This is a genomic window from Shewanella insulae, from assembly GCF_009831655.1.
In the GTDB taxonomy this organism is placed as follows: domain Bacteria; phylum Pseudomonadota; class Gammaproteobacteria; order Enterobacterales; family Shewanellaceae; genus Shewanella; species Shewanella insulae.
This window is the reverse complement of sequence record NZ_WRPA01000026.1, coordinates 1-17,175: the sequence shown is the minus strand read 5'-3', so window position 1 is coordinate 17,175 and position 17,175 is coordinate 1. Positions and strand designations below refer to the sequence as shown.

Below are 17,175 nucleotides of genomic sequence, written 5' to 3'. Positions count from 1 at the left end.
GTGTATGCATAGCCTTGGCTAGCTGCGGGTGAGGTAATCGTTGATCTCGTCGAGAAACTCGCCGCCGAAACGGTTCAGCTTGGTCTCGCCCACGCCGTTCACCGCCAGCATCTCGCCTGGACTTGTCGGCAGCATGGCCGCCATCTCGGCTAATGTCGCATCGTTAAACACCAGATATGGCGGCACGTCCAACTCTTCGGCCAGGCTGCGACGCAGCTGCTTCAGACGGGCAAACAGCTTCCTGTCGTAGTTAATCGGTGCCCGGCTACTGCTGCGACGCTTCACATGCGTGGTGATGCTGATACGAGGCTCGGCGAGCTGCAGAGGCACCTCTCCCTTGAGTACCGCCCGCGCCTGAGGGTTGAGCTTGATGGCCGACCCCCTGGTGATATCCTGGCTGGCGAACCCCAGGTGAATGATCTGCCTTATGATACTGAGCCAGAACTCATGGCTCTTCTCCTTGCCTATGCCCCAGGTCGACAGTTTGTCATGACCACGGTCGACCACAGTGGCCGCCTTGGAGCCACGAAGCACCTCGATAAGATGGTTTACACCAAACTTCTGCTGCAGGCGGAAGATGCAGGAGAGTACCTTCTGGGCATCCTCGACACCATCGTAGCGTTTCGGCGGATCCAGGCAGATATCACAGTTACCGCAGGGTTCGGACGCACTCTCGTCGAAATAATGCAGCAGCACCTGACGACGGCAGGTTTGCGCCTCGGCAAAGGCCGCCATGGTGTTGAGCTTGTGGTATTCCACCTGTTGCTGCGGGCCCGGCTCCTGCTGCTCGATAAGATGCCGCACCCGGCCAATATCGGCAGGGTCGAACAACATGAAGGCCTCGGCATCCAGGCCATCACGACCGGCGCGGCCCGTCTCCTGGTAATAGGCTTCGACGCTCTTGGGAATATCATAATGCACCACGAAACGCACGTTGGACTTGTTGATCCCCATGCCAAAGGCCACGGTAGCCACCACTATATCCAATTGATCTTTAAGGAAACGCTCCTGAATGTCGGCGCGCTCTTCCTGAGTCTTGCCTGCATGGTAGGCATCGGCTCGATAACCCTGCTGCCGCAGACGCTCGGCCACCTCATCCACCCGACGACGACTGCTACAGTAGATGATGCCGCTGTTGCCATTCTGCGCCTGAATAAACTGCCTGAGCTGATTGGCGGCGTTGAGCTTCTCCGCCACGGTATAGCGAATGTTGGGACGATCGAAGCTGGTAAGCAGCTCAAAGGGCGCTATGCCCAGTCGCTGGCAGATATCTTCCCGCGTCGCCTTGTCGGCGGTGGCCGTCAGCGCCATCATGGGCACCCGAGGAAACAGCTGCTTCAGCTGACCCAGGGCCGCATATTCGGGACGGAAGTCATGACCCCATTGGGAAATACAGTGGGCCTCGTCGATGGCAAACAGGGAGAGCGGCAGATTGTGTAGGCGCTCGATAAAGCTGTCGGTCAGCAGACGCTCGGGTGACACATACAGCAGCTTGAGCTCGCCATTGTGCAGCTGGCGATAGATGGTCAGAGCCTCTTCCCGTGACTGCGACGAATTAAGATAGGCCGCCGCGACGCCCATCTGTTTCAGGCTGTCGACCTGATCTTTCATCAGGGAGATCAGCGGCGACACCACCAGCGTCAACCCGGGTAAGACGAGCGCGGGCAACTGATAACACAGGCTCTTACCGCCGCCGGTAGGCATGATCACCAGGGCATCCTGACCGCCACAGACCTGCTCTATCACCTCTCGCTGACCCGTCCTGAAGGTGCGATAACCAAACACCGTCTGCAGGCAGGCGGCGAGCGGGTCGCTATCGGTCACATCGGGAGAAGCTAAGGCTAAGTCCATGGTACTCAGTAATCATTAATTTGGCCGCTTATTCTAATCAAGCTGGCTCGACTTGTCTCATCTATCCGGGGATTAATTACCCCTCGGCCCCCATCGATTGATGAAATTTTATTCGCAGGCTTGCCTCGTCCTGTGCATTAGCGATAGATTAAATGCTCTAACTAGTGTTCATATTTAAGTCTCTTGCGCCCAGCAAGCAGCGTAGGACAAGACAAGGAGTGCCCCTATGACGACGCCCATACAAGCACAGACCCTGGCCAGCGTGGCCGACATCTTCGATACCAAGGTGCCCTTCCATAATCTGTTAGGCATGGACATCAAGCGTTATGACCTGCAAGGCGTCGAGGTCGAGGTGAAGATGAAAACTGATCTTATCGGCAACATACACCAACAGATACTCCATGGCGGCGTGACCGCTACCGTGCTGGATGTGGTGGGCGGCCTGACGGCCTTCTCGGGTCTGGTGGCCAGTCGCGAAGACTGGTGCCTCGAAGATCTGCAAAAACGCCTACAGACACTGGGGACCATAGATCTTCGTATCGATTATCTCAGGCCGGGGCGCGGTGAGATCTTTACCGGCACGGGCACAGTGATAAGAGCGGGTAACCGGGTCTCCGTGTGCCGCATGGAGCTGCACAACGAGCAGGGCTCGCATATCGCCTTCGGCACTGGCACCTATATGGTGGGCTAGCCAGCTCCCCTAGTAAACCCCGTCAAGTTAACGAGACGCGCTGGCAAGTGGCGGCTCCAAGTCGGCATATCAAAAGATTACCCATAGTCGCTTGAGTCGCACAGCTTAGGCGCCTACAATGCCTCTCCCGCTCTTTCCTAAATCCTAAGCTATGGCCGATATTGAGTATCGTAAAGGGGTAGCGCTCGCCATCTGCGCCTACTGCCTCTGGGGCTTCGCTCCCCTCTATTTTAAGCTGCTAGACCATGTGTCGGCGACTGAGATCCTGCTACACCGAGTGATCTGGTCCTTCGTCTTCATGCTGATCTTGATGCAATTTATCGGTGGTTTCGCCAAGCTTCGCGCCCTGTTGCGGCAACCAAAACAGCTGGGCGTGTTAACGATCACCTCGGTACTGATCGCCGGCAACTGGCTTTTATTCATCTGGGCGATCAACAATGATCATATGCTCGATGCCAGCCTGGGTTATTTCATCAATCCTTTGGTTAACGTGCTGCTGGGCATGGTGTTCCTGCAGGAACGTCTGCGTAAACTGCAGTGGGCGGCCGTCGCTTTGGCCTGCGCCGGCGTGCTGATCCAATTGATCTCCTTCGGCTCGATTCCCGTCGTGTCCCTAGGACTCGCTTGCTCATTCGGCGCCTACGGTTTGCTGCGTAAGAAGGTCAATGTCGACGCCAAGACGGGATTACTGGTCGAGACGGCTATCTTAGTCCCAGTTGCCCTGCTCTATCTGGCGATGAGTCTCGATGGCACCAGCATCCTGGAAAACAGCTGGCAGATGAACCTGCTACTGATGGCCGCAGGAATAGTAACCTCGATCCCCCTGCTCTGCTTTGCTGGCGCAGCTATGCGTATCCCGCTGACTATGCTGGGCTTCTTTCAATATATCGGTCCCAGTATCATGTTTATCATGGCCGTTAGCCTGTTTAACGAGCCCTTCGATCTGGAAAAGGGAATCACCTTCGCCTTCATCTGGAGCGCACTCGTGATCTTTACACTGGACCTGGCCCTAAAGAGTCGGCGCAAGCAGGCTAGCTAACAGGGCCTCTGGCTTCTCGAGACTCAAGATCAGCAGGTAGCCCTCGGTCGTCGGCAGCAGCAATACCTGGCCGTCGCCGGTGACAGACAGTAGGGCTTTATCTGTCTTGTCGCTGACCTCGGCTAGCTTGTACCACCCCAGCGAATAGCCGGGAAGTCCCACGCCGTTACTTCGATAGCTCAACTTGGGCGCATCATCTTCATCCAGGTTAACGATTCTAGCCTGGGAAGCCACTAGTCTCTCCCGAGGTAATTCGACTCGGTAGAGGGGAATATCCACATACATGGTGCTCGATGTAAGGCGAACATTGGCGTCATGGGCTTTGTAGAACATCCAGGAGAGCAAACCCAATACGGCGATCACCATCCCCGAGGCCGCATATTTCGCCCCCTTAGGCAAAGGTTTCACCTTAAGCAGCACTAGCAACAAGGCGACACCCAGCAACATAGACAGGAAGACCGCACTGGTTGCCGAATCTAAGGTCGTGAGTTGAAAGATTTGAGTATCCATCTCTAAATATCCTCTTGAACATGTGGGCATCTCACCACATCATCCCTGTGCCGGGCCCTAACTTAAACCGATAGCTTGAGTGTGGCCTTGATGACATATTATGTCAAGAGGCTTCGAGGTGAGCTAACTTTAACGCACAAAAAAGACCACCGCGGGGGTGGCCTTTCCATCGAACACTAACAGAGCGATTAAAGATCTAAGGCGAGGATCTTCGACTTACGCTGATAGTTGTACAGCTGCTTCTTCTTATCGGGCAGGGCATCGACCTCGACAATCTGGAAGCCATGTTCGAGGAACCAATGAATGCTGCGGGTCGTCAGGGCAAACAGGCGGGCATAACCACGCACCTTAGCCTGGCCTATGATGTTATTCAGCAAGATGCTGCCACGGTCGGCATCACGATAATCGGGATGCACCACCAGACAGGCAAACTCTCCGGCGTTGTCTTCCTCGAAGGGATAGAGGGCCGCGCAACCTATCACCAAGCCATCACGCTCGATCAGCATAAACTGCTCTATCTCCATTTCGAGTTGTTCGCGCGAGCGGCGCACCAAGATCCCCGATTGCTCCATAGGGCGAATGAGATCCAAGACGCCACCGATATCGGCAATGGTGGCTCTGCGCAGGCGCTCGGCGCTCTCAGTCACTATCTGAGTGCCGATACCGTCGCGAGAGAACAACTCCTGCAGCAGGGCGCCATCGTCGAGATAACTGACGAAGTGACAGCGCGCCACGCCGTTCCGGCAGGCGTCTATGCTAGCCTGTAAGAAGGCTCGCGTGCCCACACACCAGTTGTCTTCATCGGTTAGTTCAGACAAGATTCGCTGGGCATCGGTCGGCATCAGCTCGGCGATCACCTCGCCGGTGCTGTCGATTATCCCCTCCTTGGCACTGAAACCTATCATCTTGTCGGCCTTGAGCTTCACAGCAATCTGGGTCGCGACCTCTTCGGCGGTCAGGTTAAAACACTCCCCGGTCACCGAGGCCGCCACCGGCCCCAGGAGCACTATGCCATGATTGTCCAGCTGGCGCCTGAGGCCTGCCACATCTATGCGTCTCACCTTGCCGCTCAGGCAGTAGTCGACGCCGTTATCCACACCTAAGGGTTGGGCTATCACGAAGTTACCGCTCACCACGTTAATCTGCGCCCCTTGCATAGGAGTATTGCTCAGACTCATCGACAGACGCGCGGTAATATCCAGTTGCAGACCGCCCACGACCTGCTTGATCACCTTGAAAGACTCTTCATCGCTGATACGCACCCCGTTGTAATACTCGGGTGTAAGATCATGCGCGGCCAAGGCCTCATCGATTTGCGGTCTGGCACCATGCACCAGGACTATCTTGATCCCCAGGCTGTGAAGCAGGGCGATATCGTTGATGATGGATCGAAACTGACGCTGCGCCAGCGCCTCACCACCCAACATGACCACAAATGTCTTGCCCCTGTGTGCATTCACATAGGAAGCAGAATGACGAAAACCCTCGACTAGCTCAGTAGTGCGCACGCGCGTAACCTCAACAATAAATATGTGAAAATATCATCAAATGACGAATAACAAGCCGATTTTATTGCATTTAAATTCACATTAAAAGCATTTATTATCATTGAATGCGATATTCTTCTCACGCCAAGACGATCGGAATAAGCATAGCAGGTTAAGATCAGTAGCTAAGGTAGAGGTAGAGATTAGGATTGAACCCTAAGCCGAGCGCATCACCGGCATAGGCTCAAGAAGAAACCTGATAGGCATATTGGTGATATTTAGGATAAAAAAAAGCCCCTGCAATGAGGGGCTTTTTCAAAAAATCGTCAATCAAGAATTACTTGATTTTTGATTCTTTGTAGATAACGTGCTGACGGATAACGGGATCAAACTTCTTGATCTCCATCTTTTCAGGCATGTTACGCTTGTTTTTCTCAGTCGTGTAGAAGTGACCTGTTTTAGCGCTAGAAACTAGCTTGATCTTCTCACGGTTACCTTTAGCTTTAGCCATGGTCTATTACACCTTCTCGCCGCGGGCACGAAGTTCAGCAACAACAACTTCGATACCTTTCTTATCGATAATACGCATACCTTTAGTAGATACACGTAGCTGTACGAAACGCTTTTCGTCTTCTAACCAGAAACGGTGGTTCTGTAGGTTAGGTAAAAAACGACGACGAGTCGCGTTCTTAGCGTGCGAACGGTTGTTACCAACCATCGGCTTCTTGCCAGTAACTTGGCATACTCTTGACATGTCAATCTTCTCCAAAAACAATTTAACGCTCGAGCATTAATGTACCTCGAATATGGCCGTCGCCCGAGGCACACAAAGAGGGCGCATTTTATACAGGATCTAAAATCAAAGATCAAGGGATATTCAATCTATCCATCCCCTCTCTGCAAACGAAACTATCTCACGATCGCCTACAACCATATGGTCTAGCAGCGAAACATCTATAGTCGCCAACGCGTATTTCAATCGCTCAGTAATTCGCCTATCAGCATGACTGGGCTCAGCCACCCCGGAAGGATGGTTATGGCACACAATGACAGCTGCGGCTTTTTTCTCAAGCACTAGGCTTACCACTTCTCGAGGGTAAACCGAGGCCGAATCTATGGTGCCACGGAATAATTCGACGAACTGAATGACCCTATGCTGACTATCGAGCAAAAGGAGGGCAAACACTTCGTAGGCACGATCCGCTAATTGTCTCATTAAATAGTCCCGAGTTAAATCAGGATCTGTCAAAATCTTTCCTCTTTGTAGATTTTCTTGCGCGATCCGCTTACTTAACTCTATGGCCGCCTGCAACTGGGCATACTTTACCGGGCCAATCCCCTGGATATCGCACAACTCACTCAATGAGGCGCTAAAGAGCGGTCTCAAGCCGCCAAAATGACTCAGCATGACTCTGGCAAGGGACACTGCGCTCTGTCCCTTGAGGCCGTTTCTGAGTAGCACGGCTAGCAGTTCAGCATCGGAGAGCTGGGCGACGCCGCTGCGCAGCAGTTTTTCTCTGGGTCCCTCTCCCTGAGGCCAATCTTTGATTGCCATAAACACTCCTTGTCTCGGCGCCATCTGCACACCTAGGCTTTAGAGTATGGTCTAGTTTTTAAAAACTTGTATCCTCAACCTCAGCAGGATTGTGGTATGGTTAGCGGGCAAAATTAAACGCGATTAGTGATCAAAATGAGTCTAACCAATAAAAAGATATTGCTGGGAATTGGCGGTGGCATTGCCGCCTATAAGTCTGCCGATCTGGTACGCCGCCTGAAAGAGCGCGGCGCCGATGTGCGTGTCGTCATGAGCCAAAGTGCGCAGGAATTTATCACGCCGCTGACACTGCAGGCGCTATCCGGCCATCCCATAGCATCTGACCTGTTAGACCCAGCGGCCGAAGCCGCCATGGGTCATATCGAACTCGCCCGCTGGGCCGACCTGGTGTTGATCGCCCCGGCGACCGCCAATCTGATCGCCCGCATCAATGCCGGCATGGCCGATGAGTTGATCACCACCACCTGCCTGGCCACAGAGGCGCCCGTAGTGCTCTGCCCGGCGATGAATCAGCAGATGTATCGCAACGTCGCCACTCAGGATAATCTGGATAACCTGAGAAAACGCGGCCTAACCATCTGGGGCCCCGCATCCGGCAGCCAGGCCTGCGGCGAAGTTGGCCCGGGCCGCATGGAAGAACCTCTGGTGATCGCCGAGCGTGTCGAACACTTCTTTGCACCAAAGCTGCTTCAAGGTGTATCTATACTGCTGACGGCGGGTCCTACCCGTGAGGCGATCGACCCCGTGCGTTATATCTCTAACCACAGCTCGGGCAAGATGGGCTTTGCGCTGGCACGCGCGGCAGCCGAGATGGGCGCCAAGGTGACGCTGGTCTCAGGCCCGGTTAATCTAGAGACGCCGATGAATGTCAATCGTCTCAATGTCGCCTCGACCCAAGAGATGCTCGATGCCGTAATGCAGCAGGTGCACCACAGCGATATCTTCATCGGCTGCGCGGCGGTTAGCGATTATCGCACCGCAGACGTTGCCGACGAGAAGATTAAGAAATCCGCCACAGAGATGTCACTTGCGCTTGTACGCAATCCTGATATCTTAGCCACGGTCGCGGCCCATGAGGCTCGTCCCTTTACGGTAGGATTTGCCGCCGAGACTCAGGATGTAGACCATTACGCCAAAGACAAGTTGACCCGCAAGAAACTGGATATGATCGCCGCCAATGACGTATCCAACCCAGCCATCGGCTTCAACAGCGATAGCAATGCCTTAAAGGTCTTCTGGCAAGGAGGCGAGCAAGCCCTCCCCGCCACAGATAAATATACCTTGGCGAAGCAACTACTCACCCTAATCGCACAGCAGATGAAGACAGCATGAAGACGCCCATAGAACTCAAGATCCTCGATTCTCGCATTGGCTCACAGTTTCCCCTCCCCGCCTATGCGACGCCGGGCAGTGCCGGCATGGATCTGCGTGCCATGATAGAAACCACCATGGTGATTCAGCCGGGCGAAACCCAGCTAATCCCAACCGGGATCGCCGTGCACGTCGCCGACCCAAGCCTAGCGGCCGTCATCCTGCCGCGCTCAGGCCTGGGCCACAAACATGGCATAGTGCTCGGCAACCTGGTTGGCCTCATCGATTCTGACTATCAGGGCCCTCTGATGGTCTCTTGCTGGAATCGCAGCAGTGAACCCTTCACCTTGGAGATAGGGGATCGCCTGGCGCAACTGGTGTTTGTGCCTGTGGTACAAGCCGAATTTAAACTGGTCGACGAGTTCGACACCTCAGATCGAGGCGAAGGCGGTTTCGGCCACTCGGGTACTCGATAGCCAGGTTCTCAATAACACGGCACTCATAACCTCGACACGCCGCATAGAATAATTAGAGAGTCATGGGCAGCGATTGCCCATCGGCTCCTGTAGTAATTAAGTAAAGGATACTTAGATGGCTGCAAGCCCTAAAATCAACCGACGCGAACATATTCTTCAATGTCTGGCCACCATGCTGGAAACCAGTCCTGGACAACGAATTACCACGGCCAAACTTGCCGCCGAGGTAGGCGTGTCTGAGGCGGCGCTTTATCGCCACTTTCCCAGCAAGGCGAGAATGTTCGAGGGGCTGATCGACTTTATCGAAGAGTCACTGCTGTCGCGCATCAATCTCATCATGGATGAAGAAAAAGACACCATGAGACGCTGCCAATTGCTGCTGCAACTCTTGTTGGTGTTCGCCGAACGCAACCCAGGGATCTCCCGTGTGCTCAACGGCGATGCCCTGCTTGGGGAAAATGAGCGGCTACGTAGCCGTACCGGCCAGATCTTCTCCAAAATAGAGACCCACCTGAAACAGATCCTCAGAGAGAAGACCCTAAGAGAAGGCAAAGGCTTCAATCTAGACGAGGCTATTCTGGCTAACCTGCTACTGGCCGTGGCCGAAGGCCGCATCGCTCAATTCGTGCGTAGCGACTTCAAAAACAAACCAACCGAACACTTCGCCGAGCAGTGGCAGTTTATTCAGCAGCAGCTACTTCAGAGTTAACTAATACCAATAAAAACAGCGACCTGTTATGTACGGGTCGCCATGCCTTTCTAGATAAAAAGTATTGCACTCCACAGTCCCTTGTTTTACCCTCCCTGGCGCAACAGACCTACAAAAACTCTATAACAATTGTATGTACAAGGATGTTATATGAAACTAATTCAGTCGTTTAGTTTAGCTTGTATCTGCCTGTTCAGTAGCCAAGTCATGGCTTCGGACAAAGATACTACCGAGCTTTTTAGCCGCTCAGCCGAATTTTCTAACGTACAGATATCTCCCGATGGAGACTACCTCAGCGCCATCACTTCCCATGATGGTAAGCATATGCTGATGATTCTGGACGCCAAAACCAAGAAGCCGACCAATGTCGTTCGCTTTCCCGACAACGCCCAGGTGGGGCAATATGTATGGGTTAACAATGAGCGTGTCGTCCTTGCCAAGGAATACCTAAAGGGCTGGAGCGATCACCCCCTCTACTATGGTGAGCTCATGGCGGTAAACGCCGACGGTTCCAGACCAACCTATCTGTTTGGCTATAAAGGTGGCGAACAACAGACAGGTTCTCGCATCAAGAAAAATACTCCAATACAAGCAACAGCCTATATCCTAGATCCTATGCCTGAAGATGATCGCTACATGCTCATCCAAGCGCTCCCTTGGGGCTCAGGTAGCAGCAACACGGCAGAAAACCTCCAACAGGTATACCGAGTCGATGTCTATAAGGGAACGCGCAGAAAAATCGCGACCTCACCAATCTCCTACGCTCGATTTCTACCGGATCATGATGGCGAAGTTCGCTTTGTCAGTGGTACCCGCGACTATGTCAGTTCCCAGCTCTATTACCGCAAGGATGATGAATGGGTCGATACAGATAAGCTGAATTTAAATCTCGATGATATTACTCCTATCGCCTTCGGCGATGATGAGAACAGCGTTTATGTGCTCGGCAGTGAAAACGGCCAGCCTAAAGGGGTCTATTTAGTCGATATCAAGAAAGGCACTAAACAGCTTATCAGCCAAGACAAGGTCGTCGACCCAAGCAATGTGTGGATCAATCGCATCAACAAGCAGCTCTACGCGGTCGAATATGAAAACGGCTACCCCACTTATGAGTTTGTCGACAAAGACGAAAAGCTCGCCACCACCCTCAAGCAGTTGATTGCCGCACTACCCGGCCATCAGGTTCATCTCGTCAGCCAGACTAACGACATGAGCAAATTGGTCATCAAGGCCTTCAACGATAGAAATCCGGGTGATTACTACATTTTCGATGCCTCCGCTAAGAAACTCGAATATCTTGTCTCACAAAAGAAATGGTTAGATCCCGATAAGATGGCCGAGATGAAGCCAATCAGCTTTACTGCACGAGACGGAAAAGTGATCAATGGTTACCTCACACTGCCCTATGGTAAAGAGGCTAAGAATCTGCCGCTCGTGGTCAACCCTCACGGCGGTCCACACGGTCCAAGAGACTGGTGGGGCTTTGACGACCAAAACCAGCTGATCGCCAATCAAGGCGCCGCTGTACTACAGGTAAACTTCCGCGGTTCGGGTGGCTATGGTAAGGCATTTGAACATGCTGGCCATCAAAAGTGGGGCACAGAGATCCAGTACGATATTATCGATGCCACCAAATACGTCATAGAACAAGGCATAGTCGACAAAGAGAGAATTTGTATTGTCGGCGGCAGCTTTGGTGGCTACTCGGCGCTGCAAAGTCCTATTCTGGCACCGGATCTATTCAAGTGCGCCATAGGTTTTGCCGGCGTATATGATCTCGAGTTGATGTTCAGCGAAGGTGACGTACAGGGCCGCCGCGCGGGTGAGCGTTATCTGAAGCAGGTACTGGGCGAGAACGAAGCCATTCTGGCGCAGATGTCACCTAGCAAGAACATAGATAAACTCAAGGTTAACTTGCTCCTGGTTCACGGTGGTGAAGATGAGCGAGCGCCAATCGAACAACTCGAAGCGCTGGAAGAGGGACTCAAGAAGCACAACTACCCTTATGAGAAACTGGTTATGGACGATGAGGGCCACGGCTTCTATAACGATGAACATAGGGCGAAATACTACCGCCAGATGATGAGCTTCCTCAGAGATAACCTTAAGCTCTAAACCCTTTAAAAACCCCAAAAGCCGATTGCCACAATCGGCTTTTTTGTTAATCCCCTAGTAATTCTGGGTATAAATTACCCGCAATTCAGGGTATCCTCCCTGACCCGCCGCCCTATGTTTACCGGCGCCGGACAGGCTATAATGAATACCTTAAAGGCTAATTTGTTAAAAAAATTAGTAAATTATCCTTACTGAATAGACCACTATCTAATGGTGGAGGACACGATGGCATTAAGTGAAGCAGCACAGCAGGTGCAAACTGCATTATTAGAGCGCGGTCTCGAGACGCCCATGGTCCCTTGCGGACTGAGCAGCGAGGCGCGCAAAGAGAAGATTGAGCACCATATGCGCGAGATCTTAACCTTAATGTCACTGGATCTGCGCGACGACAGCCTGGTCGAGACCCCTAAGCGTATCGCCAAGATGTATGTGGATGAGATCTTCTCGGGCCTGGACTACGAGAACTTCCCCAAGATCACGGTTATCGAAAACAAGATGGGCTTCGATGAGATGGTCAAGGTCAACGACATCAGCCTCACCAGCACCTGTGAGCACCACCTGGTGACCATAGACGGCGTTGCTACCGTGGCCTACCTGCCGCGCAAGAACATCATAGGCCTGTCTAAGATCAACCGTATCGTGCGTTTCTTTGCCCAGCGCCCACAGGTGCAGGAGCGCCTGACACAACAGGTATTGGTGGCGCTGCAGACTCTACTTGAGACCAAGGATGTGGCGGTCAAGATGGATGCGGTGCATTACTGCGTTAAATCTCGCGGCGTGATGGACTCTACCAGCACCACGACCACCACGGCTCTGGGCGGCATCTTCAAGTCAAACCCAGCCACCCGCGCCGAGTTCCTGAGTAATTAAACCATGTTGGTTTAAGCATATTCCGCTCAATAAAAAACGCTGCCTAGGCAGCGTTTTTTGTTTCTCGATAATTGATATCGATTAGATACCGTATTGGTCGCGATAGGCACTCACTGACGCCAACTGCGCTTCCATGCCAGGTTTTTCCGACAGGTAGTTGATCAGATCTTCCAGCTTTATGATAGAAACTATGTTGCAGCCAAAGTCGCGCTCGACTTCTTGAATCGCCGACAGCTCGCCCTTGCCTTTCTCTTGACGATCCAGCGCAATCAACACACCCGCCAGCTCGGCATTGTGGGCCTCGATGATCTCCATCGATTCGCGAATCGCGGTACCAGCGGTGATCACATCGTCCACCAGCATCACACGGCCCTTAAGCTCGCTGCCCACCAGGCTGCCACCCTCGCCGTGATCTTTCTTCTCCTTCCGGTTAAAGCAGTAAGGCATGTCGATATCATGGTGATCGCAAAGCGCTACCGCCGTGGTGGTCGCGATAGGAATCCCTTTGTAGGCTGGGCCAAACAGCAGGTCATACTCGATACCCGAATCCACCAGCGCTGCCGCATAGAAGCGACCCAGACGCGCCAGATCACGCCCGGTATTAAACAGGCCGGCATTAAAGAAGTAAGGGCTAGTGCGGCCTGACTTTAACGTAAATTCGCCAAAACGTAACACCTGACGCTCAAGGGCAAACTCAATAAACTCACGTTGATAGGCTTTCACAATCTCTCCTTTTTAAAATGTAGGGGTACGCTCAATTCGATTTAAAAAAGGACCCCGTAGGGTCCTAATCAACAAAATAATGATTAACTCAATGCCGCCTTCTGCACATCGACGATCTCGCGAATACCGTGCTTGGCCAGATCCAGCAGGCTGAGCAGCTCTTCATGGCTAAAGGGTTCGCCTTCGGCGGTACCCTGGATCTCGATGATCTTACCGGTTTCTGTCATCACCACGTTCATATCTGTCTCGGCGGCACTGTCTTCCACATACTCGAGGTCGCAGATAGGCTCCCCCTTGTAGATGCCTACGCTGACGGCGGCAATCAAAAACTTAAGCGGGTTGGTCTTGAGCAGTCCCTTACCACGAGCCCAGTTAAGTGCGTCAACCAGCGCCACACAGGCACCGGTAATGGCTGCGGTGCGGGTGCCACCATCGGCCTGAATCACATCACAATCGATCACGATAGTGTTTTCACCCAGCGCCTTCATGTCTACCGCGGCGCGCAGGGCACGGCCAATAAGACGCTGGATCTCCTGGGTACGGCCAGACTGCTTACCACGGGCAGCCTCACGATCCATACGGCTGTGGGTCGAGCGCGGCAACATACCATACTCGGCGGTCACCCAACCTTGACCCTGACCTTTAAGAAAACGTGGCACCCCTTCGGTAAAGCTGGCTGTACAAAGTACTTTCGTATCGCCAAATTCAACTAATACAGAACCTTCTGCATGGGCTGTGAACTGTCGCGTAATGGTTACCGGACGAGATTGAGCTGGGGTTCTGTCACTTGGGCGCATTGGCATTTCCTGTTTGGATTAGAGATAAGCAGATTTGGCTGCACATTATAGGGGCTTGCGCGCTTCGATGCCATGTTAATCATGACCCAAAGCGTAAAGGAAGGAGAGTTTGCTTTAACCCTGCACCTCATCAGACTATAATCCAAGGTCACTAAATCGATTTAAACTATTGGAATTACCCATGATCCAAAGCATGACAGCCTATGCTCGCATCGAGCACAAAGCACAATGGGGCACCGCCTCCTGGGAGATCCGTTCGGTCAATCAACGTTACCTGGAAACCTACCTACGACTGCCAGAACAGCTCCGCAGCCTGGAGCCCGTCCTCAGAGACCGTCTACGCAAACGTTTAAATCGCGGCAAGATTGAGGTCAACCTGCGCTACGATCTTGGCGAAGACAAGAATAACGAACTGCAACTCAACCAGGCACTCGCCGGCCAGATCATCCAGGCGGCCAACTGGGTCAAACAGGAAGCGGGTCAAGGCGAAATCAACATAGTCGATGTGCTGCGCTGGCCAGGCGTGATGTCCGGCAGCGAGCAAGACATGGATGCCATAGGCAAAGAGCTACTCTCCGCCTTCGACAGCGCTGTAGATCAGTTTATCGAAGCCCGTGGCCGAGAGGGTGAGGCGATCAAGGCGATGCTAGAGACGCGTCTCGAAGCTATCGAGGCGCAAGTCGCCATCGTTCGCGAGCATATGCCTACCGTGATGCAGTGGCAGCGCGACAAGCTCACCAACCGCCTCAGCGAGATCCAGGGCGAACTGGATCCCGCTCGCCTGGAACAGGAGATGGTACTGCTGGCGCAGAAGATGGATGTCGCCGAAGAGATGGACAGACTCGACGCCCACGTCGCCGAGACCCGCCGCATCCTCAAGAAAGGCGGCGCCCAGGGCCGACGCCTCGACTTCATGATGCAAGAATTCAACCGCGAGTCCAACACCCTGGCCTCCAAGTCCATCAGCTCAGAGGTCACCGCCGCCGCAGTCGAACTCAAAGTGCTTATCGAGCAGATGCGTGAGCAGATCCAGAACGTGGAATGATGTTCCAGGCTGATTACAGTTGTTAAAAATCACCAATTAAACCCGGCACTTGCTGGGTTTAATGTTTTTACAGGTTCGAGTTTGTTTGCTATTGTAAGTGATAAAGTGGTTACTAAAATGGTTACTAAATCATTCAAGTAACCACTTTATATAGGTTTAGTAACCACTTGAGTCCAACAGCATGAATGATAAGCAGATCAAAGCATTTATCCGCAGCAAGACAGCTACTCGTAAATTAGTAGACGATGGGCTTTATATTCGAGTGCAGACAGAAGGCAAAGCGAGCTGGGAGTTAAGGTATACCTCAAACGGCAAGCGTCGATTCATGACCCTAGAAGGTGGCCAGTATCCACACATGTCTCTAGCAGATGCTAGAGCAGCTGCTGCCATATTAAAGCAATCAATTAGTAAGGGAGGCGATCCTCTAGCTGAAAGAGCGAAAATTGGTCAAGAGAAAATTCAAACCGTAGACGACCTCTTTAATGATTGGTTTGTCGATGCAAAAAAACGACTTAAACACAGTGAAATCCCATTAAGAATCTATACAAAAGAAGTCCAACCATATATTGGCCGCTTGCAAATTAAGGATGTAACGCCCCTTGATATCAGAAACATAATTCAAAAGGTCGCTCATAGTAATCGTCCCACTATCGCTAACGACACGCTACTTCATTGCAAAAAGCTTTTTACTCATGCTTGCAAGCTTGGCTTAAAGGATGGCAATCCCGCGAGCCACTTTAAACCTGCTGATGCTGGTGGCGTAGAGAAAAGCAGAGAAAGAGCATTGTCGGTTGAAGAACTGAAACAGTTTTTTAGTGTCGCAAAAGACAACATAAGCAGTTTTGGTCGGGACAACTACCTAGCCTCAGCTCTGTTAGTTTGCTTAGGAGTGAGAAAAGGCGAACTCTTAAAACTAACTTGGCAAGAGATCGACCTGAATTTGAAGATATGGAAACTACCACAACCAAGGACCAAAAGCTCCGCAGCAATATCAATCCCACTTCCTGATTCTGTCGTTGAATGGTTTGAAGAATTACAGATCAGAGCTTGTGGTTCGGACTATGTATTCCCTAATCGCAAAGCAAGCAAAAAGCCACATGTCTCAGGTGATACCCTCAATCGAGCTGTAGCCTCACTCTTTGGACATGACTCAAGCAAAACCAAACAACCCATTAATCGCATGGGAGAAATACCTTACTTTACTATTCATGATTTCCGACGTACTTGCAGAAGTCTACTCGCTAAGCAAGGAGTTCCATCTCATATTGCAGAGCGTTGCCTTAACCACAAAATCAAGGGGGTTGAAGGCATTTATGACCGATACGATTATTTTGATGAGCGTCTACATGCTCTCAACTCAGTGGCAAATCTCATAGCCCCAATAGTTAACAATTATTAAGCAGTTAACAAAAAACATCTTAAATAAGGTTCACTAAAAATATAGTGTTCAACCTCACTATCGATTATTAACAAACTTTAAAAATATGAATGAGAACACCTACATACCGATTAAATTAATGTTCAAAATTGAAACAAGCTACAAAAATACATACTTAGAAAAAGTCGACATGAATTTTATCTATGGAGAGCTTTATGCCATTGATGAACAAGTTACAAAATTAAAACAATTTGAACCATCACCATTTGAGTTCTTTACGGCATCGCCCTATGAAGAAGAACAGATGGATGTTACCCTTCTTCATAAATTATACAAACAAAACCTTGTAACTCAGACGCTTGCAAAACTGCACAAAGGTATGAGTGAAACTCATAAATTATCGTATATGATTGAAGATATTATGAGGGAAGATCTCCATGATACTAATGTAGTTTTTATGTATAATTTAATGCTGCTATATAAATTAATTGGTGTAGTGGTCAACTAAAATTGGCCACGGTTTTGTATTCAAGCCAGTATCTTCGCTCTGACTCATTGGGTGTCAGCCCACCGTTATATTGATGTGGTCTCAGCTGACTGTAATACCCCGTCACATAT

The 17,175-nt window shown here is 51.5% G+C and carries 18 protein-coding genes; 10 read left to right on the top strand and 8 right to left on the bottom strand.

Going from position 1 to position 17,175, the window contains the following annotated elements:
* Window positions 1-18 precede the first annotated feature (18 nt).
* Window positions 19-1,851, bottom strand: coding sequence for a DNA helicase RecQ (gene recQ / locus GNT65_RS19340; RefSeq protein WP_160798833.1), 1,833 nt, complete (start codon window positions 1,849-1,851; stop codon window positions 19-21).
* Window positions 1,852-2,077: 226 nt separating this feature from the next.
* Between recQ and GNT65_RS19335 the strand changes: the two genes are divergently transcribed.
* On the top strand, window positions 2,078-2,542 hold the full coding sequence (locus GNT65_RS19335; protein ID WP_160798832.1) for a thioesterase family protein: 465 nt from the start codon (window positions 2,078-2,080) through the stop codon (window positions 2,540-2,542).
* A 151-nt stretch (window positions 2,543-2,693) separates the two neighbouring features.
* Window positions 2,694-3,581 (top strand): EamA family transporter RarD, encoded by an 888-nt coding sequence (gene rarD, locus GNT65_RS19330; RefSeq protein ID WP_160798831.1) that lies wholly within the window; start codon window positions 2,694-2,696, stop codon window positions 3,579-3,581.
* Here the strand turns inward: rarD and GNT65_RS19325 are convergent.
* The 5 genes from GNT65_RS19325 to radC form a co-directional block, all read right to left on the bottom strand.
* A complete protein-coding gene (locus tag GNT65_RS19325; RefSeq protein ID WP_160798830.1) occupies window positions 3,552-4,091 on the bottom strand; it encodes a hypothetical protein in 540 nt (179 codons plus the stop codon). The genes rarD and GNT65_RS19325 overlap by 30 nt on opposite strands.
* A 188-nt stretch (window positions 4,092-4,279) precedes the next feature.
* On the bottom strand, window positions 4,280-5,599 hold the full coding sequence (gene argA, locus GNT65_RS19320; protein ID WP_160798829.1) for an amino-acid N-acetyltransferase: 1,320 nt from the start codon (window positions 5,597-5,599) through the stop codon (window positions 4,280-4,282).
* A 316-nt stretch (window positions 5,600-5,915) separates the two neighbouring features.
* Window positions 5,916-6,089 (bottom strand): 50S ribosomal protein L33, encoded by a 174-nt coding sequence (gene rpmG / locus GNT65_RS19315; protein WP_041508955.1) that lies wholly within the window; start codon window positions 6,087-6,089, stop codon window positions 5,916-5,918.
* 6 nt (window positions 6,090-6,095) lie between these two features.
* The gene (rpmB, locus tag GNT65_RS19310; protein ID WP_011867275.1) at window positions 6,096-6,332 is read right to left on the bottom strand and encodes a 50S ribosomal protein L28; all 237 of its coding nucleotides are present in this window, start codon (window positions 6,330-6,332) and stop codon (window positions 6,096-6,098) included.
* Between the two features lie 123 nt (window positions 6,333-6,455).
* Complete coding sequence (radC, locus tag GNT65_RS19305; RefSeq protein WP_160798828.1) at window positions 6,456-7,133, bottom strand: RadC family protein; 678 nt, start codon at window positions 7,131-7,133, stop codon at window positions 6,456-6,458.
* A gap of 135 nt (window positions 7,134-7,268) precedes the next feature.
* Between radC and coaBC the strand changes: the two genes are divergently transcribed.
* From coaBC to folE, 5 genes are all read left to right on the top strand, one after another.
* Window positions 7,269-8,465 (top strand): bifunctional phosphopantothenoylcysteine decarboxylase/phosphopantothenate--cysteine ligase CoaBC, encoded by a 1,197-nt coding sequence (gene coaBC / locus GNT65_RS19300; RefSeq protein WP_160798827.1) that lies wholly within the window; start codon window positions 7,269-7,271, stop codon window positions 8,463-8,465.
* A complete protein-coding gene (gene dut, locus GNT65_RS19295; RefSeq protein WP_160798826.1) occupies window positions 8,462-8,920 on the top strand; it encodes a dUTP diphosphatase in 459 nt (152 codons plus the stop codon). The genes coaBC and dut overlap by 4 nt, the downstream gene beginning before the upstream one ends.
* Window positions 8,921-9,035: 115 nt before the next feature.
* Window positions 9,036-9,629, top strand: a complete 594-nt coding sequence (slmA, locus tag GNT65_RS19290; protein ID WP_160798825.1) for a nucleoid occlusion factor SlmA — start codon at window positions 9,036-9,038, stop codon at window positions 9,627-9,629.
* 150 nt (window positions 9,630-9,779) lie between these two features.
* Window positions 9,780-11,744: an alpha/beta hydrolase family protein gene (locus tag GNT65_RS19285; RefSeq protein WP_160798824.1), complete on the top strand. Its 1,965-nt coding sequence runs from the start codon at window positions 9,780-9,782 to the stop codon at window positions 11,742-11,744.
* Window positions 11,745-11,969: 225 nt separating this feature from the next.
* The gene (folE, locus tag GNT65_RS19280) at window positions 11,970-12,614 is read left to right on the top strand and encodes a GTP cyclohydrolase I FolE (RefSeq protein ID WP_041508989.1); all 645 of its coding nucleotides are present in this window, start codon (window positions 11,970-11,972) and stop codon (window positions 12,612-12,614) included.
* 81 nt (window positions 12,615-12,695) lie between these two features.
* Here the strand turns inward: folE and pyrE are convergent, their stop codons facing one another.
* Window positions 12,696-13,337 (bottom strand): orotate phosphoribosyltransferase, encoded by a 642-nt coding sequence (gene pyrE / locus GNT65_RS19275; RefSeq protein WP_160798823.1) that lies wholly within the window; start codon window positions 13,335-13,337, stop codon window positions 12,696-12,698.
* Window positions 13,338-13,420: 83 nt separating this feature from the next.
* Window positions 13,421-14,134 (bottom strand): ribonuclease PH, encoded by a 714-nt coding sequence (rph, locus tag GNT65_RS19270; RefSeq protein ID WP_160798822.1) that lies wholly within the window; start codon window positions 14,132-14,134, stop codon window positions 13,421-13,423.
* Window positions 14,135-14,315: 181 nt separating this feature from the next.
* Between rph and GNT65_RS19265 the strand changes: the two genes are divergently transcribed.
* From GNT65_RS19265 to GNT65_RS19255, 3 genes are all read left to right on the top strand, one after another.
* Window positions 14,316-15,179, top strand: coding sequence for a YicC/YloC family endoribonuclease (locus GNT65_RS19265; protein ID WP_160798821.1), 864 nt, complete (start codon window positions 14,316-14,318; stop codon window positions 15,177-15,179).
* Between the two features lie 181 nt (window positions 15,180-15,360).
* Entirely contained in the window at window positions 15,361-16,578 is a 1,218-nt protein-coding gene (locus GNT65_RS19260) for a tyrosine-type recombinase/integrase (protein WP_160798820.1), read from the top strand.
* 169 nt (window positions 16,579-16,747) lie between these two features.
* Window positions 16,748-17,065, top strand: coding sequence for a hypothetical protein (locus GNT65_RS19255; protein ID WP_160798819.1), 318 nt, complete (start codon window positions 16,748-16,750; stop codon window positions 17,063-17,065).
* Window positions 17,066-17,175 lie beyond the last annotated feature (110 nt).

Bases quoted from the DNA above. Each gene is read 5' to 3' on its own strand.
- recQ (WP_160798833.1), bottom strand. From the start codon at position 1,851: ATGGACTTAGCCTTAGCTTCTCCCGATGTGACCGATAGCGACCCGCTC.
- GNT65_RS19335 (WP_160798832.1), top strand. From the start codon at position 2,078: ATGACGACGCCCATACAAGCACAGACCCTGGCCAGCGTGGCCGACATC.
- rarD (WP_160798831.1), top strand. From the start codon at position 2,694: ATGGCCGATATTGAGTATCGTAAAGGGGTAGCGCTCGCCATCTGCGCC.
- GNT65_RS19325 (WP_160798830.1), bottom strand. From the start codon at position 4,091: ATGGATACTCAAATCTTTCAACTCACGACCTTAGATTCGGCAACCAGT.
- rpmG (WP_041508955.1), bottom strand. From the start codon at position 6,089: ATGGCTAAAGCTAAAGGTAACCGTGAGAAGATCAAGCTAGTTTCTAGC.
- rpmB (WP_011867275.1), bottom strand. From the start codon at position 6,332: ATGTCAAGAGTATGCCAAGTTACTGGCAAGAAGCCGATGGTTGGTAAC.
- radC (WP_160798828.1), bottom strand. From the start codon at position 7,133: ATGGCAATCAAAGATTGGCCTCAGGGAGAGGGACCCAGAGAAAAACTG.
- coaBC (WP_160798827.1), top strand. From the start codon at position 7,269: ATGAGTCTAACCAATAAAAAGATATTGCTGGGAATTGGCGGTGGCATT.
- dut (WP_160798826.1), top strand. From the start codon at position 8,462: ATGAAGACGCCCATAGAACTCAAGATCCTCGATTCTCGCATTGGCTCA.
- slmA (WP_160798825.1), top strand. From the start codon at position 9,036: ATGGCTGCAAGCCCTAAAATCAACCGACGCGAACATATTCTTCAATGT.
- GNT65_RS19285 (WP_160798824.1), top strand. From the start codon at position 9,780: ATGAAACTAATTCAGTCGTTTAGTTTAGCTTGTATCTGCCTGTTCAGT.
- folE (WP_041508989.1), top strand. From the start codon at position 11,970: ATGGCATTAAGTGAAGCAGCACAGCAGGTGCAAACTGCATTATTAGAG.
- rph (WP_160798822.1), bottom strand. From the start codon at position 14,134: ATGCGCCCAAGTGACAGAACCCCAGCTCAATCTCGTCCGGTAACCATT.
- GNT65_RS19265 (WP_160798821.1), top strand. From the start codon at position 14,316: ATGATCCAAAGCATGACAGCCTATGCTCGCATCGAGCACAAAGCACAA.
- GNT65_RS19260 (WP_160798820.1), top strand. From the start codon at position 15,361: ATGAATGATAAGCAGATCAAAGCATTTATCCGCAGCAAGACAGCTACT.
- GNT65_RS19255 (WP_160798819.1), top strand. From the start codon at position 16,748: ATGAATTTTATCTATGGAGAGCTTTATGCCATTGATGAACAAGTTACA.